The organism is Marinomonas ostreistagni, from assembly GCF_016888445.1.
Lineage (GTDB): Bacteria > Pseudomonadota > Gammaproteobacteria > Pseudomonadales > Marinomonadaceae > Marinomonas > Marinomonas ostreistagni.
In genome coordinates, this window is sequence record NZ_JAFEKF010000004.1 from 278,055 (window position 1) to 294,681 (window position 16,627).

The 16,627-nt window shown below is 48.8% G+C and carries 16 protein-coding genes; 8 read left to right on the plus strand and 8 right to left on the minus strand.

All coding sequences use genetic code 11. The annotated features are described in order from the left end of the window. Positions 1-13: 13 nt before the first annotated feature. The 6 genes from JQX58_RS12710 to JQX58_RS12735 are packed head-to-tail and all read right to left on the minus strand — an operon-like array spanning position 14 to position 6,872. Positions 14-1,840: a BatD family protein gene (locus JQX58_RS12710; protein ID WP_204147234.1), complete on the minus strand. Its 1,827-nt coding sequence runs from the start codon at positions 1,838-1,840 to the stop codon at positions 14-16. Then, positions 1,834-3,546, minus strand: coding sequence for a vWA domain-containing protein (locus JQX58_RS12715; protein WP_204147235.1), 1,713 nt, complete (start codon positions 3,544-3,546; stop codon positions 1,834-1,836). Before JQX58_RS12715 ends, JQX58_RS12710 begins: the two co-directional genes overlap by 7 nt. Continuing rightward, positions 3,543-4,538 carry a vWA domain-containing protein gene (locus JQX58_RS12720; RefSeq protein ID WP_204147236.1) on the minus strand — a complete coding sequence of 332 codons (996 nt, stop codon included), beginning with the start codon at positions 4,536-4,538 and terminating at the stop codon, positions 3,543-3,545. The genes JQX58_RS12715 and JQX58_RS12720 overlap by 4 nt, the downstream gene beginning before the upstream one ends. After that, on the minus strand, positions 4,531-5,004 hold the full coding sequence (locus JQX58_RS12725) for a DUF4381 domain-containing protein (protein WP_204147237.1): 474 nt from the start codon (positions 5,002-5,004) through the stop codon (positions 4,531-4,533). The genes JQX58_RS12720 and JQX58_RS12725 overlap by 8 nt, the downstream gene beginning before the upstream one ends. Next, the gene (locus JQX58_RS12730) at positions 5,004-5,903 is read right to left on the minus strand and encodes a DUF58 domain-containing protein (RefSeq protein WP_204147238.1); all 900 of its coding nucleotides are present in this window, start codon (positions 5,901-5,903) and stop codon (positions 5,004-5,006) included. Before JQX58_RS12730 ends, JQX58_RS12725 begins: the two co-directional genes overlap by 1 nt. A 3-nt stretch (positions 5,904-5,906) precedes the next feature. Continuing rightward, entirely contained in the window at positions 5,907-6,872 is a 966-nt protein-coding gene (locus tag JQX58_RS12735) for an AAA family ATPase (RefSeq protein WP_204147239.1), read from the minus strand. Positions 6,873-6,997: 125 nt separating this feature from the next. Here JQX58_RS12735 and JQX58_RS12740 point away from each other — a divergent pair, with 125 nt between their 5' ends. Together JQX58_RS12740 and JQX58_RS12745 are read left to right on the plus strand one after the other, a co-directional pair. Then, entirely contained in the window at positions 6,998-7,219 is a 222-nt protein-coding gene (locus JQX58_RS12740) for a DUF2835 family protein (protein ID WP_204147240.1), read from the plus strand. Positions 7,220-7,250: 31 nt separating this feature from the next. Then, positions 7,251-8,288, plus strand: a complete 1,038-nt coding sequence (locus JQX58_RS12745; RefSeq protein WP_204147241.1) for a quinone-dependent dihydroorotate dehydrogenase — start codon at positions 7,251-7,253, stop codon at positions 8,286-8,288. A 65-nt stretch (positions 8,289-8,353) separates the two neighbouring features. Here the strand turns inward: JQX58_RS12745 and rmf are convergent, their stop codons facing one another. Continuing rightward, positions 8,354-8,563, minus strand: a complete 210-nt coding sequence (rmf, locus tag JQX58_RS12750; protein WP_204147242.1) for a ribosome modulation factor — start codon at positions 8,561-8,563, stop codon at positions 8,354-8,356. 124 nt (positions 8,564-8,687) lie between these two features. Here rmf and rlmKL point away from each other — a divergent pair, with 124 nt between their 5' ends. From rlmKL to JQX58_RS12765, 3 genes are all read left to right on the plus strand, one after another. Continuing rightward, positions 8,688-10,853: a bifunctional 23S rRNA (guanine(2069)-N(7))-methyltransferase RlmK/23S rRNA (guanine(2445)-N(2))-methyltransferase RlmL gene (gene rlmKL, locus JQX58_RS12755; protein ID WP_204147243.1), complete on the plus strand. Its 2,166-nt coding sequence runs from the start codon at positions 8,688-8,690 to the stop codon at positions 10,851-10,853. Positions 10,854-10,914: 61 nt separating this feature from the next. Continuing rightward, the gene (gene purU / locus JQX58_RS12760; protein WP_204147244.1) at positions 10,915-11,772 is read left to right on the plus strand and encodes a formyltetrahydrofolate deformylase; all 858 of its coding nucleotides are present in this window, start codon (positions 10,915-10,917) and stop codon (positions 11,770-11,772) included. Positions 11,773-11,891: 119 nt separating this feature from the next. Next, a complete protein-coding gene (locus tag JQX58_RS12765) occupies positions 11,892-12,155 on the plus strand; it encodes a formyltetrahydrofolate deformylase (protein WP_204147245.1) in 264 nt (87 codons plus the stop codon). A 35-nt stretch (positions 12,156-12,190) separates the two neighbouring features. Here JQX58_RS12765 and JQX58_RS12770 read toward each other — a convergent pair whose 3' ends face one another. Beyond that, on the minus strand, positions 12,191-13,246 hold the full coding sequence (locus JQX58_RS12770; RefSeq protein WP_204147246.1) for a DUF3549 family protein: 1,056 nt from the start codon (positions 13,244-13,246) through the stop codon (positions 12,191-12,193). Positions 13,247-13,316: 70 nt separating this feature from the next. Here JQX58_RS12770 and JQX58_RS12775 point away from each other — a divergent pair, with 70 nt between their 5' ends. The 3 genes from JQX58_RS12775 (at position 13,317) to JQX58_RS12785 (ending at position 16,596) form a co-directional block, all read left to right on the plus strand. Then, positions 13,317-13,664: a YqcC family protein gene (locus tag JQX58_RS12775; RefSeq protein ID WP_204147247.1), complete on the plus strand. Its 348-nt coding sequence runs from the start codon at positions 13,317-13,319 to the stop codon at positions 13,662-13,664. Then, on the plus strand, positions 13,661-14,512 hold the full coding sequence (locus JQX58_RS12780) for a DUF1853 family protein (RefSeq protein ID WP_204147248.1): 852 nt from the start codon (positions 13,661-13,663) through the stop codon (positions 14,510-14,512). The genes JQX58_RS12775 and JQX58_RS12780 overlap by 4 nt, the downstream gene beginning before the upstream one ends. A gap of 65 nt (positions 14,513-14,577) precedes the next feature. Then, complete coding sequence (locus tag JQX58_RS12785) at positions 14,578-16,596, plus strand: putative bifunctional diguanylate cyclase/phosphodiesterase (protein ID WP_204147249.1); 2,019 nt, start codon at positions 14,578-14,580, stop codon at positions 16,594-16,596. The last annotated feature ends 31 nt before the right edge of the window (positions 16,597-16,627 follow it).

Sequence of the window (16,627 nt, forward strand, 5' to 3'; positions counted from 1 at the left end):
TCCTAAATTATGCTTAAAAGTTAGGATATAAGGCCTGTAACTGGCTGGCCTTAGAGGGCTTGGCTTGCCCTGTCGAATATTCCTCAAGCGCATCCGCGAGCGCATCGCCATTCCACGAGTCAGAGGCGCTAGCTGAATACATGACTAGTTCGGCTTCCATTAGAAGCTGGGTTAAACGAGGATTGTTAGCGAGACGCTTAATATCTTCTACTCCACGGATGGCGTCATCGCCCCAGCGGTGACGGGCCCATTCCAACAGATTAGCACGCAGGGTGCTGAGGTCGTGTGCACGACAGCCGGCAATCAAGTTAATAAAGGCGCTTTGCTCATCTCCCGCCTGCAGCGGGGCAAATTCTTGTAGTGTCGGTACACTGTCGTCACCTTGTGACTGGCGCTGGCGACGGTATAGCGCAATCCAAGTGCCTAATCCTGCTATTCCCAGCAACAATAATGCTAAAGCAGCGTAACTTTGCCAAGCCCAGCTTGATTCTTGATTTGGATCTAGAACAACGTCCAGAGGCGTGGGAGCATTGCCTGCTGTCGTACTGCTCGTATCACTGTTTTCAATATTATTGCTAATGCGTTTGGCTAATGAAATCGGCGCTACGGACTCTGAAGATGAGCTGCTTGAGCTGTTATCGTTAGCTGCCCCCGCTTGGTTATTGCTGGTATTGTCAGTCGCATTGCCATTAGGTAGCCCGGCGATTTGGATAGCGTTTGTGCTAGCCGTTACGGTTTTGATGGCCCTTTCTTGAGGATCCCAATAGGTGACTTCTACGTCCGGTAACTGCAGCGTGCCAGATTGGGTCGGTACTACTTCAATGCTAATAGATTCACGCCCCATGACACCGTTCATATTTTTGCTGGTATCGTAGCTTGGGCTGGTCGGGTAAAGCTTGTAAGCGCGTGTACTGGCAAAGCTTAGGACAGGCAATTGTTCACCCAGCACGCCTTGCGCTGAAATGTCGATATTCCACATCAGGGTATCGCCAATGCGCGGGTTGCTAAGGGTGGTTGAAACGTTGGATTTAACTGCCAATGCTTGAGTGGGTAGCCAGTTGGTGTTGCCGTAAGACGCTGGAATTGGCAGCACATTGAGGGTAATAGGTGTGCTTTTGACATTGATTTTGCGACGGCCATTGCGACCATTGACCATGGCTTCGACACTTTGATTGGTCAGCTCGATGGTACCACTGCGTTGTGCAAAGCCCACGTATTCACGAGTGAGCACCTGATAAGACGTGCCGTTGACTTCTTCGTAGCGCATTTGATCGTCACTAAGGCGCTCAAGCAAAAGGTTAGGGTGGTTGGGCGTGGACAGCTGCGCGCTTTGCAGATCGGTGGCGGTGTATAATTCTAGGCTCAGCTTAACTTGTTGCTGTACATAGGGCTCAAGGGTGTCCGCAGTGAATTTAATCATCACCAATGGGTTGCCATTGGCGTCGGTCATTTGCTGTGCGGGTTTTACCTCTAAGCTTAATGGCTCGGAAGCTTGATCACCCACCTGAATCGGTGGAATGTTAAAGTTACCAACCGCTTTAGGCATAAGCGTTACGACCCAGAAGTTGAGTGCCTGATTGGTGCCAAGGTTAAAGCTAAATTGGCTATTTTGACTGCGGCTTAAAATCTCAAAGTCACGCTTTAAAACAGAGAAGTCAGGACCACCATTGGTATTAGCAAAGTCGGTGCGTACGGTGAGCTGTACGACTTCGTTTTCTCGAACGACGTTTTTATCAAGTGCGGCTGTCACTTGATCAGCATAGGCAGGTAAGCTGAGCAAACTGACTAAGCTTAGTAGTGCAAGCATGCTGTAACGGATAAAAATGGTTTGGCTTACCATGGCTGCTGACCATCCTCTTGGTTGTAGCGATTTTCATTGCGTCGTTGTTGATGTAAATGCCAGAGCTTGCGCTGCAATAACGTGCCTGGGTCATCCTGAATTTGACGCAGCCATTGCTCAAGTGCTTGACGCTCCTCTTGCTCAATGTCTTGTGTGCTTAAGGCGTCTTCTGAGCGCGAAGTGCTAGTCTGATTATCCGCATTTTCCGTGTCATTGTCTTGTTTTTGCTCGTTGGAATCGTCTGATTGCTGGGGATCCTCGTTGGACTGAGTTTGATCTTGCGCGCCGCTGTCGCTTTGCTGATCGTTGTTGGGTGAATTTTGCTCAGAACTGCCATCGTCGTTTTCATTTTGCTGTTTGGCTAAAAGCGTCTCTAGATAGTCTAGGTTTTGTTGTGCTTCTACAAACTCAGGCTGTTGCTCAAGAGCCGTTTGATAGGCATTTATAGCCCCTTCTATATCATTGGCTAAAGCTAAACTGTTGCCCAAATTATAGAAGTCAGCGGCGCTATGGGCGAGTGGTTGCAGCTTTTCAGCGGCGCCTTGGTAGTTCTCTAGGGCATAATCGCTAGCGGCTTGCCATTGAGGGTCTTCAAACAGCTGAGCCGCTTTTGACCAGTCGCTTTGGTCGGCTGCCTGTTGCGCTTTTTGGTCATTGGTTTTAAACCAGTCCCACATGCTTGCCTGTGACTTTGGTGCATAGGGCATAATGACCATTAGACAAATCATGAATAAAGCACTGCTTCTAAACTGCCAAAGGAGCCAGACAATAAAGGGTAAGGCAAACCAATGGCCCTGCTCGCGCCATGTACTGCCGGTGATGTCTGACTTTTGGGCGCGATCGACCGCTGGATTTAGGCGCGTTAATTGCGCCCGTTGTGAGGGCGTTAGATCTGTGGTGAAGAATTCTGCGCCGATGTCTTGGGCGGTCTGGGCAATAGTATCAAGGGGCACTTTAGGGCTGATGATTTGCCCTTGATGACGTAACATTTGTCCGTCAGGCAGGCTCACAGGGGCGCCTTCAGCGGTGCCAACGGCAATGATTTTTAGCTGAATATCGGTCGCCACGAAGGTGTCTTTTAAGTATTTAATATCTTGCGATTTCAGATCATCGGTTAACACCACAAAGGTCGTGTAGGGGTAGTCCACTGGCGCCACCAAATCGAGTGCAGTCGCTAAGCCTTGGTGCAACTGGCTACCGTAAAGCGGCATGATACGTGGGTCCAGCGCCACTAAAAAATGTGTCAAAGTAGACGTGTCCTGAGTGAATGGGCTGACCACATAGGCATCGCCAGCGTACGCAACGAGTGCTAAATCGCCTTCTAAATCACTGTTAAGGATGTCACGTAAAACTTGTTTGGCTTTGGTTAAACGGTTTGGCCGCACATCCGTGGCATAAAGCGATAAGGACTGGTCAACGACAAACACCGTCTTGTTAGTTGGGCTGTAAAGATCGGTCGGACGTTGATCAAAGCTAATCCCCGCTAAGCCAATAATGAATAGATTGACACTGATTAGCCCCAGCCACTTGTGCCCAGGAGAGGTATCTGTGCGCCCCGTCATATAGGGGAGCAAATGCTCTGCGACGACATTTTTGAGAGCTCGGTCCGGTGTTTTAACACTTACTAGCGTGATTAGCAGCCAGCTTATAGGTAACAGCAGTAGCCAATAGGGGCGGGTGAAATGCAAACTATCAAACAGTGTCATGATCGGCCTCGAAGCGTCCAGTGTATGCGCTTAGTCATGACCATGGCCAAGCTGAACAAGCCCAGAGCGAGTAAGCCAAGCCAGTGAAACAATGTGGTCTGCGGTCGCTGCAGTATCGCATCAGAGGGAGTAGGCTCTAGCTCATCCAAAATGCGATAGATGGCGTGTAATTCTTCTGTGCTGCGGGCGCGGAAGAAGCGGCCGCCGGTGAGCTCGGCGATATTGGTCAACAATGGCTCGTCCAAATCACTGGATGGATTGATGACTTTGGGGCCAAAGAAGCCTTGCACCGTCATAGTGTCAGCACCGATGCCGATGGTGTGAATGGTGACATTTTCTTTGGCGGCGAAGTTAGCTGCCTGCAATGGGCTAACGCGTCCGGCAGTGTTGGCGCCGTCGGTCATTAGAATCAAGACTTTTTGCTCGGCAGGTTTGTCTTCAAGACGCTTAATCCCCAAGCCAATGGCATCGCCGATGGCGGTTTGTTCGCCAGCAAAACCAATTTGCGTTTCTTGGATGAGCTGATTAATCGTATCGAGATCATAGCTTAGAGGTGCCTGAAGAAACGCTTTGCTGCCAAAGACAATGATGCCCACTCGATCGCCTTGACGATCCTTAATGAACGCTTCGAGCACGCGCTTAGCGGCCATCAGTCGATCGGCAGGTTGTTGCTCAAGAGTCATATCGGATATTTGCATGCTGCCGGATAAATCCAGAGCAATCAGTAAATCGCGCCCGGTCGGTGGAATACGTGTCGGCTCACCTAACCAGGTAGGGCGGGCGATGGCAACAATAAGGCACAGCCAAGCACTTAGTAACAACAGTAAAGGTATGCGCTGCTGAAATGCCGAACGGCTTGCGTGTGGGTCACGCAACGTTTGACCATAACGCCAGTAAAGAGGCGCGTGATGATCACTGGCAGGGCGACGCCACAGTATGAGTAGCGGAAGTGGAAGGGCAAGCAGTGCCCATGGCCATTGAAGCTCAAGCATGATGTTTCCTAATCCAAGTGCGCGTAGCGTCGAAAATTTGGCGTCGCTCATCAGCGCTTAGCTTAGCGTTTGCCTGATAGAGCCCCGTCTCGAACAGCGCTACTAAGGGTGTTAAGGAATTCCTGCGGTGGCGTACCTGCTGATCAAGTTTGGGAAAGAGTGTCGCCGCCGGTAGACTGGCCAAATGCTGTTGTCCTTCGGTTTGCAGACAGCGCTTGATACTTTCAAGGCAGCTTTTGACAAACGCTTGATCATTGCCAGATTTTTGGTAGTGCTGATTGACGATACATAGAGCTTCTCGGCGATATTGACGCTTATAGTGTCGTCTTAGCCAAAATGCCAACAGTGATAGCAGTCCTAGTAGCACAACGGCTAATACCAACCAAAACCACCAAGCAGGTGGCCAATCTGCGATAGGCGCAGGGAGGATGTAAGCGCTGTGCGGTAACTCTATCCGGTCTTCCATTAATGGATCACTCCACGAGCGAGTAAGGTGCGGGCGATGGCGATCGGTGAATCGTTCACATCAAAAGAGAGGTGCTGTACGCCTAGGGCGTGCAATTGTTGATTAAAGGCTTGTTGCTGTTGTTGATAGCGCTGTTGGGCTTGTTGCTTGCTGCGTTCATTAATATGGCTGGGGCCAGACTCTGTCTGGTGAGCAAAAGTGTACTGACCGTTTGGTAAAGCAAATAGGTTTGGGTCTTCCAGTGATATCCAGTAGACACGATTGTGTTGCGCTAATTGAGCAAGATGGATCTCTAGGGCTTTGTCGAACCAGATTTGATCGCTTAGGATCATGACGCTTTGACCACGTAACGAGGGCAGCGGTGATAAGGAAAAGTTGGTCGAGCTTGTGTCGCGTTCAGCAATATTAGTGCTTTGGCTTAAATGCATTGCAAAGCTTTGCCAGTCTTTAATGGTTGGATAACTGTATTGCTGTTGCCCGAACTGTAACTGTGCGCCGACCGTTTCTTTCCTAGCATGACTGCGCCAAGCAATGAGGGCGGCTAGTTGAGCGTAGCGGGTGCTAATAAACGTGGTTTGAGTGCCAAAGTAAGCGTCTTGGCTCAGCTGCAGGATGATGAAGCTGCGGTGCTCGATCTCTTCGCTGTAGACCTTGATGTGTGGCGTTCCGGTGCGTGCGGTGATGCGCCAATCCATGTGACGGACTTCATCGTGTGTGGTGTACGGACGAATCTCATGTAAATCTAGGCCGTGGCCCTTTTTTTTGCTCAACAAACTGCCCGCGAGAATATGCGCTTTAGTATGAGCCTTGGCGTGGCCAAGTGCTTTGGCGTAGGCGGCCAGCTGCTGAATGTGTTCGACCGACAATTGTGGCGATGAAGGGCTAGTTAAATGATCCATAAATCACAGCACCGGCACCTTGTTAAGAATCATATTGATGATTTGGTCGGCATCAATGTTTTGCGCCAGTGCTTGGAACGAGGTCACGAGGCGATGGCGAAAGACCGGATGAACCACTGCTCTGACATCGTCTGGGGTAACAAAATCCCGTCCCGCGAGTAGCGCATGGGCTCGTGCGCAGCGATCCAGTGCCAGCGTTGCGCGCGGACTTACACCAAAGTCGATCAGGGCGGCAAACTGACCATCGTCGTTGAAATAGGCACTAGGATTACGCGTTGCCATCACTAGATGCACAATATAGTCTTCGACGGAGTCCGCCATATAGATATCTAGAGCCGCTTGCTGCAGGGTACGAATATCGTCTAGCTGCACGTCTGCTATGTGAGCTTGGGACGTCTTATGTTTGTCTTGCTCGCGCACCAAACGTAGGACCGAGCGCTCGGACTCAAGATCAGGGTACTCAATCTGTACCTTCATAATGAAGCGGTCGAGTTGCGCTTCCGGCAATGGATAAGTGCCTTCTTGCTCGATCGGGTTTTGCGTAGCGATCACAAAAAAGAGCTCGGGCAATGGATAGGTGGTATTGCCCACTGTGATTTGGCGCTCGCCCATTGCCTCAAGTAACGCGGACTGCACTTTAGCTGGGGCGCGGTTGATCTCGTCAGCAAGCACAATGTCGTGCATGATCGGGCCAGGGATGAATTTAAACTGTCCCGTTTCCTGCTGATAAATATCTGAGCCAGTGACGTCACCAGGTAACAAGTCTGGGGTAAACTGAATGCGCTGAAAGCTGGCATGAATGCCTTGCGCTAGAGCTTTTGCTGCCGTGGTTTTGGCAATGCCTGGAGGACCTTCTAAAAGCACATGGCCGCGTGCGATGAGCGCAATCATTAGATCTTGGATCAGCGCCTCTTGTCCCACTACCGCTTGACGTAAATGTTTTTGCAGACGCTCGATTACCGTTTCCATACAACCTAAAGCCTTATAATTCTGTCAAATTACCGGATGAAGCAATATAATATTGGTCATAATATCCGAGACAAAAGCTACTCTACAAGTTCCGTCGAAATTGTGGGGTAAAACAAGGGCTTGCTATGGCAAAAGTCACCATTGATATCAACCTTCCAGCATACCAATATCAAGAAATGTATCGCGGCTCAAAAAAGTATCTTGTTGCCGAAAGCCGCGACGGAAGAAAAATTCAGTTACCGCTTTCTGTGTTTCAGCGCTTTGTGACGCGTAAAGGCGTTTATGGCACTTTTGAAGTAGAATTCGACGAAAACCGAAAACTGGTTAACATCCGCAAAACCTTTTAATCCTAACTGCTAAGAGAACTAGGCTACCTGTATGTATGATTTGGCGCGCTCGCTCCTATTTAAGCTCGACCCAGAAGTGTCCCATGAACTGTCGCTAGATGCCCTTGGTGCATCGGCACGTCTTGGTTTAACGTCGCTGTTTGCTCATCAGCCAGAGGCAACGCCTGTCAATGTCATGGGGATTGAGTTCCCAAATGCGGTAGGTCTAGCCGCTGGTTTGGATAAAAATGCGGACGCGTTCGAAGCCTTGGGTGCATTGGGGTTTGGTTTTGTTGAAGTGGGGACGGTGACGCCAAAAGGTCAGTCTGGTAACCCTAAGCCGCGCTTGTTCCGATTACCGGAGCATCAGGCAATTATCAACCGCATGGGCTTTAATAACAAAGGTGTTGAGCATATGGTTGCTCGCATTCAGCAGCATCGCTACAAGGGTGTGTTAGGTGTTAACATTGGTAAAAACCTGACCACATCAGTAGAAGGTGCGGCAGCGGATTATCTTGCTTGTCTTGAGCAGGTGATTCCTTATGCGGATTACATCACCGCAAACATTAGTTCGCCCAACACGCCAGGGCTACGTACTCTGCAGTTTGGTGATAGCTTGGCAGAACTAATTTCGCCGCTAGTAGAAGCCAAGCAGCGCTATGCCGCTGAGCATGGCAAGCATGTGCCACTGGCTGTCAAAATCGCACCCGATATGAGTGATGATGAAATCAAAATGGTGGCGGACACCCTAGTCGCACAAAAGGTAGATGGTATTATTGCGACCAACACCACCTTGTCGCGTGAGGCAGTGCAAGGGCACAAGCACGCTGATGAGGCGGGTGGCTTAAGCGGTGCACCAGTGAAAGATGCATCAACGCATGTGGTTAAAGTGCTATCTGAGCATCTGCAAGGTGAGCTGCCAGTGATTGGTGTGGGTGGTATTGTTAGTGGCGCGGATGCGGTAGAGAAACTGCAGGCTGGCGCAAGCTTGGTGCAGATTTATTCTGGCTTTATTTACCGCGGTCCAGAGCTTGTGCGAGAAGCGATCTCAGCAACCGATGCCTACATCAAACGCCAAGCAAACAAGTAAGCGTATTTATTTAGAGTGAAAAATAAGGCCAGTCTATGCTGGCCTTATCTTCTTAATAGGGGACGTTATTGAGAAAAACTGGCGGCTTTAAACGTGCCTTCGACCGGTGTTAGGCCGTTCCACATGTCTTCGCGACCTTCACGCCAACCGGCTAACCAATCGGGACGAGCGGTGACATGACACTGTTCTGAAAGGCCTTTGGAACGGCCTGCCATACCAGCACGGTAGCCACGAACATACGCTCTTTGATGAAGATCTCGTTTTTGTTTCTTCATAAATTCGTTCCTCTCAGTTCTCTTTTCGAAGTAAGTGAACTTTAATAAATAGTAGAGGGCATAGGGTTTGTCTAAAAACACTTTGCTCTAACGATATTAAAAAATTCATTAAAAAGTAATAAACATGACACATACCGACGTAACGCCCTCTAGTGATGATTCGCAGTCGATCGCTCTAGAGTTAACCTGTCCTATCGGACTAGAAAATATTCTTGAAAAAGAGCTTCACGAGCTGGGCCTTACACAGACGCGTCTAGGTGAGGCTCAAGTCAAACTAACCACCGATTTGCGCGGTATGTATTTGGCGTGTTTATGGTCTCGAGTGGCGACGCGCATCATGATGCCCTTGGCGACATTTCAGGTGACGACGGCCGAGGAGTTGTATGACGGTGTGGCGAGTATCGATTGGTCGCTGCATATGCATGCCGACAACACGATTGCCATTGATTGCCATGGCACCAACCACGCCATTCGCAATACTCAATTTGGTGCGGTAAAAACCAAAGACGCGATTGTCGACTACTTTACGAAGCAAAGTGGCCGTCGCCCGAGTGTCGAGAAGCAACAGCCAGACTTGCGCATTGCGTTGAAAATCAAACGCGATAAAGCCACGTTGAGCTTGGATGTATCCGGCGAAAGTATGCACCGTCGTGGTTACCGCCAGCAGGGCGCCATGGCGCCATTAAAAGAAAACTTGGCTGCGGGGCTTCTGTTGCGCGCCGGTTGGAGTAAAGACAGCCAGTATGGTCAGCTAGTAGATCCCATGTGTGGTTCGGGCACCTTTTTGGTTGAAGCGGCACTGATCTCGCTCAATATCGCACCAGGCTCACGTCGTCAGTATTGGGGCTTTAAAGGTTGGAAACAGCATGATCACCGTCTTTGGCAGCAACTAAACGATGTGGCCAAGAATGAGCGCATCGCGCCAGAAGATTTGCAGGTGAGCTTCCAAGGGACTGACCGTGAACAAAAAGCCATCGCCGCTGCCCGTGAAAACATCAAGCGAGCGGGCTTGGTAGGTATTGTTCAGGTGGAAATGTCGGCCTTCCAGCAGCATACGTTTGATTGGCAAAAACAGCCAACGTTGGTAATGGTTAACCCGCCTTACGGTGAGCGTCTTGGGGATGAAATGGCGCTAATTTCTCTGTATCGACAGCTGGGGGATTGGGCCATTGAGCACGCCCTAAATGGCGACATGATGCTACTGACCAGTAGCGAGAACTTAGCCCGTCAGATTCCGATCCGACCTGAGAAAAGCTCACGTGTTTTGAATGGTGGTTTAGAGTGTCGTGCTTATCGTTTCCCGATCGCTGACTCTCATATTAAAGCGGGTACTCGTGAGCAAGTAGGCTTATCGTCAGGCGCGCAAATGGTGGTGAACCGCTTACAAAAGAACATGAAGAAGCTGCGTAAGTGGATTGAGCGTGAGCAGATCAGCTGCTACCGAGTGTACGATGCGGACATGCCAGAGTATGCGGTGGCCATTGATATTTATAACGACTGGGCACATGTTCAAGAATACCAAGCGCCGAAGAGCGTGGATGAAAATAAAGCGCAGCAGCGTTTGTTTGAAGTGGTGAGTGCCATTCCGTTGGCGTTGAACATCCCAGAGACCAATGTGGTGGTTAAGCAGCGCTTGCGTCAATCCGGTAAGCAGCAGTATGAGAAGGTCGACCAATCACAGCATGAGATGGTTGTGGAGGAGCATGGTTGTGACTTTATCGTTAACCTCAAAGATTATCTTGATACAGGCTTGTTCCTAGATCACCGCCCTGTGCGTAAGTTGATTCAGCAAAAGGCCAATGGCACACGCTTTCTTAACTTGTTCTGTTACACCGCTTCTGGTTCTGTGCACGCTGGGCAGGGCGGTGCTAAAACCACGCTAAGTGTTGATATGTCCAATACCTACACTGAGTGGGCGCGTCGTAATATTGAGCTGAATGAATTCTCTGAGCGCGATCATCAGGTGGTGCGCGCAGACTGTTTCGAGTGGCTACGTAAATCTCAAGACGAATTTGACTTGATCTTTATGGATCCACCAACGTTTTCTAACTCTAAGAAAATGGCGGGTGTGCTGGACATTCAGCGTGATCATGTGGAGCTGATTGATCTGGCGATGGCGCGTTTATCGGCAGACGGTGAGTTAATCTTCTCCAACAATTATCGTCGTTTCGAATTAGACGAAGCCTTGCAAGCGCGTTATGAAATCGAGAATATAACTCGACAGTCATTGGGTCCAGATTTTGAGCGTAATCAAAAAATTCACCAATGCTGGATTTTGCGACATAAATAATCCCCATAACCAGAGCTCACTGATCGAAGGGTGAGTGGGCTCTTAGCGATAAGAAATTGCCATGAGTAAAACCTACCGTTTAGTTGTAAGTTGCCCTGATCAAGTGGGCATCGTCGCCGCTGTTAGTGATTATGTTAGTCAGCTTGGCGGCTCAATTTTAGAAGCCAGTCACCATACTGACCCGGAGCAGCGTTGCTTTTTTATGCGTCAGGTCATTGCGGCTGACAACCTAGAAGTGGACCTTGATACCTTTCGTGAGGGCTTTGCAGAAATCGCGGAGCGCTACGAGATGGAGTGGTTTATCAATGACAGTGATGAACGCCCTAAAGTCATGTTGATGGCGACCAAAGAGTCCCATTGCCTAAATGACTTGCTACATCGTTGGCACACGGGTGAATTGCCATGTGAAATTGTTGGCGTGATCGCCAACCATGAAGATCTACGTTCGATGGTGGAGTGGTACAAGATCCCTTATCACTGCATCAATGTGCCCAAAGAAGATAAGATGCCAGCCTTTCAGGCGATTGAAAAAGCCATCGATGCATCTGGCGCGGATACGGTGGTACTAGCGCGCTATATGCAAATTTTCCCAGAGTACTTATGTGAAAAATATCGCTTCCGTGTGATCAATATCCATCACAGCTTCTTGCCATCGTTTGCCGGCGCACGTCCTTACCATCAAGCTGCCGTTCGCGGTGTTAAGTTGATCGGTGCCACCTGTCACTATGTAACAGCGGATTTGGATGCGGGGCCAATTATCGAGCAAGATGTGATTCGTATCTCACACAATCACTCAACGGCTGATATGGTGCGTTTAGGCCGCGATATTGAAAAGCTAGTACTGTCGCGCGGCTTGCGTTATCACTTAGAAGACCGTGTTCTAGTGCACGGTAACAAGACGGTGATCTTTTCTCAGTAATGCTCAAAAAAGGGTAAGCTCTGTGAAATCTGCTTACCCTTTCCCTTCAATAATAAGATGTTATTTAATTTTTTGACTATAGTTACCTGAAACAAACTGAAAGTTGGTTGAGGGCTGCAATGAAATTAAAATTAACACCCACCCAAAACCTTTGTGTCGGCTTCCTCGAAACAGGTTTCGAGCTTGTACAAATTGGCGATCAATATTTCTTTGTCAAAGGCGAACGTCGACAAAAGGTATTACCCAAAACATTAGACGCGCTGGTCAGTCGCGGTGCGCTTAAGCACACGCGTGATGGCAAATATGAGTTGAGTGAAGAGTTCAAAGAACATCGACGTGAAATGCGCTCGGCGACCGTCGAGTCAAAGCATACACGCCACTAATTCTAGCCGGGGCAGCATTAGTGGCGGGCGTAGTGTTATTGCAGTGTTTCCGACGCCGGCGTAAATAAGCTTGCTGTAGCGTTTTGAAGGGCTGCGGTAGCATGCTCTGAGCGCAGCACTTGCCAGCATTGCACGCGCGTTTCAGGCTGCTGTGTCAATTCTGACACTATGTGTTTAAAGCCAATTAACCCATCTTGGCGATGCGCAAGCTTTTCTAAAATGATGCGCAGTAGCTGTGGTTGCTCAGTGACCCAGTGAGGGCATTTAGCGACCAGTGCTGCAATGAGTTCTAGTTGCTCGTCAGCACAATCGGAAATATCGCCTAACAAGGTAAACAAAGGGATAAATAGTGCCTGCGGGAAATCACTGCGCGAAATCGCGCGCACCCAATGGGCAGCACTCGCGGCATCCATTGTTGGCTTGGCAAGCTGTTGACATACAGCATCGACCACAGTGGGCGGCTGAACGTGATGCTCAAGTGCGTGACACAGTGGCAAGACGACTTCGCTTGGGCCTTGTTGTAAGGCCTTTATGACCAGCGAAGGTTGCTCTGAGCGCGCAGCCAGATCAGCCAGCCCTTGTAGTCCTAATTCTGACCAATTGGCCTCATCTTTTAAATCATCCAGCTTAAGGTAATCTTGTACAGCTGCGTAATAGTCTGACGCTGGCTGCTTTAAATCTCTGGCTAAAATGGCGTGGAAATTCGCAAGACGGTCTTGATCAGGTTTAAACGCGTAAGGGTTGTCTTCTAGGGCTTCATTTAGGCCCTGCTCTGTCCCTTTATGCATGATCTTGTCGACAATTGTTTTGATGAAGTGATCACGCGTGCCTAGGTTCAAGCACCCTGACTCATCTAACGGTAAGCGTAAAAACCAGACCACTTGCGCCTCTTTTGCGCTGTCCTCTTGTGCGCCCAGTACACAAGCTAACCATGCCTGTTGGCGAAACCCGTAAGGGTAGACTTGTTGCTTTTTGTCGAACTGAATGACTTGTTGTGGCGTGAGCTTAGTAATGTGGCGACCAACATCGTAGAATGTCGCGTGACACCCAACGGCACTAAAAAGATCGCTCAAAGATTCAATATTCTGCATAGGTTCTATTGGTGCCTAAACTGATGTGACTGAAAGCTCGCATCATACCGTTTTTTAGGAGAGAAATCAGTTGTCCCAATCGTTTCAACAGTACAGTGAGCTAGCGGATTTGATGTTAGAGCTACAGATGGCAATGCAAGAGGCTCATGTGTGGGAGTGTCAGCCACCGACGCCTCAAGCATTGGCATCTGACAAGCCTTTTTGTATCGATACCATGACGTTTGAGCAATGGTTGCGTTATGTGATGATCGAGCGCTTTAAAGACATCATTGAGCAGCAGCTGTCACTGCCAGAGCGTTGTCATATCTCGCCAATGATTGAAGAGGCGTTTCGAGGTTTACCTAGTGCACAAGTGAAGCATTTGATGCTGGTCGCCGACGCGTTGGATCGTTTTCTCACTCGTACGGCGACGGTATGAAGCCAAACCAATATCTCAACGATTTAGAGTGGCTCCTATCTGAGCGCGAAATGTTCATCTCAGATCGGCCGCTGGCAGATTTCTTGTTGCTGGACTGGCAACACAAGTTCAGGGCATTAACGCAACGGCCAGACGCCATCGTTGCTTATATGGCACAAGCCAAATCGCACTTTTTGGGGACTTACTTCGAGCAGTTGTTTTCGTTTGCGATACACCATTTTACCGATTTAGAGGTGTTAGCTGAGCACCAGCAGATTCAAGGTGAACGCCAAACACTCGGAGAGGTTGATCTCTTAGCCAAGGATCGAACTGGGCGTTGCATTCAATTTGAAGTGGCCATTAAGTTTTATTTAGAGCGGTCTGATTTGGCGCCCAATAACTGGATCGGACCGAATAAAAACGACAGCTTAAATAAAAAAGTGTCTCATGCCAGAGGGCATCAGCTGACAGTGTTAGATCAGGTGATGGGGCAGCAATGGTTACATTCTGTAACTGGAAGCACAGATTACAAGCCAAATCTGATGATTTTTGGTCGGCATTTTTATAACTTAAATGCTCGGGCTTGCATTTTTTTTGACGAATTTGAAATTCAAGGCGGATGGCTATATAAATATAACTTATCCAATTGGGCGCCGTACTTGAGTGATTTGGTACTGGCGGGTAAACCTTGCTGGATTACGCCCAACAGGGAAAAAGATACCATTAATCAGATAGATGGTACGTTCATTGAGGCTCTTGAGAAGTCCTTTAGGCATGACCAGCGACCACAGTTATACAGCTGCTGGCGTAGAGATAAGAACAACCAGCAACAAGCTTTTTGGCTTTTTATATGTCCAGAAGGGTGGTGATGCTTGAAAAGTGAATAGGGTTCAGGCATATATAAGACTAAAGTAGTAGTAGGCCATTTTGTGCTATGTCAGACGTTGCAGAATTTATAATGCCCAGCCCAGAGAAGGCTGCGTGGGTCATCGATATTGCACAAGGAACCGTGTCGTGGAGTAATGCCATCGCCAAACAACGTTTTGGCGATGCACTGGGCTATGATCGTAATGGCCTATTATTTATCGACCGTGCGTTAAAACAAGATCTACATGAGTTTTTGTCTCGTGCCAACGCCAGTGAGCCTTTGTGTTTTCATTGGTTGATGCGCGATGTAGATCAATGCTTACACCGCTGTGTTGCCAAAGTCATTGCTTTAGGTGAGAAAACCCATGGCTTCTCGGTTGAAGCCAGCCCTTGCCCACCCCATATGGCACAGCAATTACCCAGAACCTATGCTCATAGTAGCCTTTCAGAGCGTCTTAATTCTATTGTGTTGATGACCTTTACTGGATCAGGTCAGCAGCACTTCTTTAGCCAAAAAGCCTGTGCTTTATTTACCAATGTGGGACACGTAAAAGAGCTGTTTGCAGTAGCGAGCGCTGCCAACCATTTTTGGACGCGATTGCAATCTGGCACAGTCGTCGATCAAGAGATTCGATTGGCTACCGTCGAAGGTATTCGCTGGTTTCGAGTGGAAGCGCAGCGTAATCAGCAGACGGGGATGATCGATATTTATGCGCAAGACATTCAGGAGCTCAGGGATTACGAAGTAGCTCTTTATCGCTTGCAGAACTATGATGAATTAACCGATCTGCCTAATCGACATCTGTTGTATCAGCAACTTGAAAGAGCGCATAAGATGGCGACTCAGCGACAGCGTCGCTACGGTATTTTGTATCTAGATTTAGATGGCTTTAAGGTGGTTAACGACACCTTTGGTCATCGCCTAGGCGATCAGCTGTTGCAAGAGGTGGCGAATCGCATCAAAGCGACGATCCCATCTCGTTCGTGCCTGTATCGCCTCGGTGGCGATGAATTCGTCGTGGTCTTGGAGCACGTCCAAGGTGTAGACGAATTAGAGCGTATTGCGCATAGCATTAATGCGGCGGCGGCCACACCTTACCCCGTATCAGATTTGGAAATGATGATCACCACTAGCATTGGCATTGCCTGCTATCCAGAGCATGGCGATGGTATCGATGCTTTGCTCAAAAATGCCGACGCGGCCATGTATCGCTCGAAGAGCATTACTCACAATGGTTTTCATGTCTATCACAAGCAGCTGACTGATCGCTACAGTGCCTATATGACCTTAGGCGGTGGCTTGCGCCGAGCGATTGAAGAAGGGCAGTTTGAGCTCTATTTTCAACCCAAACTGCGCGCTAGTGATGAGGTAATAGTCGGGGCTGAAGCTTTGATCCGTTGGCAGCATCCTGAATGGGGCTGTATCTCTCCGGATCAATTTATACCGATTGCCGAAGAGAGTGGCTTAATATTGCCCTTGGGCGAGTGGGTGATTCGCCAAGCGTGTCAGCAAATCAAGCAATGGCGCGAGCAAGGTCTTCCAGCGCTTGCGATATCGGTGAATTTATCTGGTCGCCAATTTATGCAGCCAGACTTAGTCGAGATGGTGCGTAAGATTTTACAAGAGACCGGTGTCGACCCTAGGTACTTAGAGCTTGAGTTAACAGAAAGTATGCTGATGTCAGATGCCGATGAAACCATCGAAAAATTGCATGATTTCCGAAAAATGGGCTTAACACTGTCGATTGATGACTTTGGTACGGGCTACTCATCTTTAGCGTATCTGAAAAAATTCCCCATCCAAGCCCTGAAAATAGATCGTTCGTTTATTCAAGATTTAAGTCGTGACAGTGATGACGACGCGATCGTTAAGGCCACCATTGCCATGGCTTCGAGCCTTAATTTGAAGGTGATTGCCGAAGGCGTTGAAAATCGTGATCAGCTACAAGTGTTAACAGACTACCGTTGTGAAGAGGTGCAAGGCTATTTGTTTGCCAAGCCAATGAGCAACAAGGAGTTTGCGCATTACCTAGCGCAGCAAAATATTGTCCATAATGACGATCAAATAACCGATTCAGACGCTTAGACGCATCATTTCGTCTGACTTTTTGGTACTA

Coding starts and splice junctions, on each gene's coding strand:
- JQX58_RS12740 (WP_204147240.1), top strand. CDS start 6,998: ATGGCAAAAGTCACCATTGATATCAACCTTCCAGCATACCAATATCAA.
- JQX58_RS12780 (WP_204147248.1), top strand. CDS start 13,661: ATGAAGCCAAACCAATATCTCAACGATTTAGAGTGGCTCCTATCTGAG.
- JQX58_RS12715 (WP_204147235.1), bottom strand. CDS start 3,546: ATGACACTGTTTGATAGTTTGCATTTCACCCGCCCCTATTGGCTACTG.
- purU (WP_204147244.1), top strand. CDS start 10,915: ATGAGTAAAACCTACCGTTTAGTTGTAAGTTGCCCTGATCAAGTGGGC.
- JQX58_RS12735 (WP_204147239.1), bottom strand. CDS start 6,872: ATGGAAACGGTAATCGAGCGTCTGCAAAAACATTTACGTCAAGCGGTA.
- rmf (WP_204147242.1), bottom strand. CDS start 8,563: ATGAAGAAACAAAAACGAGATCTTCATCAAAGAGCGTATGTTCGTGGC.
- JQX58_RS12770 (WP_204147246.1), bottom strand. CDS start 13,246: ATGCAGAATATTGAATCTTTGAGCGATCTTTTTAGTGCCGTTGGGTGT.
- rlmKL (WP_204147243.1), top strand. CDS start 8,688: ATGACACATACCGACGTAACGCCCTCTAGTGATGATTCGCAGTCGATC.
- JQX58_RS12710 (WP_204147234.1), bottom strand. CDS start 1,840: ATGGTAAGCCAAACCATTTTTATCCGTTACAGCATGCTTGCACTACTA.
- JQX58_RS12765 (WP_204147245.1), top strand. CDS start 11,892: ATGAAATTAAAATTAACACCCACCCAAAACCTTTGTGTCGGCTTCCTC.
- JQX58_RS12785 (WP_204147249.1), top strand. CDS start 14,578: ATGTCAGACGTTGCAGAATTTATAATGCCCAGCCCAGAGAAGGCTGCG.
- JQX58_RS12730 (WP_204147238.1), bottom strand. CDS start 5,903: ATGGATCATTTAACTAGCCCTTCATCGCCACAATTGTCGGTCGAACAC.
- JQX58_RS12745 (WP_204147241.1), top strand. CDS start 7,251: ATGTATGATTTGGCGCGCTCGCTCCTATTTAAGCTCGACCCAGAAGTG.
- JQX58_RS12720 (WP_204147236.1), bottom strand. CDS start 4,538: ATGCTTGAGCTTCAATGGCCATGGGCACTGCTTGCCCTTCCACTTCCG.
- JQX58_RS12725 (WP_204147237.1), bottom strand. CDS start 5,004: ATGGAAGACCGGATAGAGTTACCGCACAGCGCTTACATCCTCCCTGCG.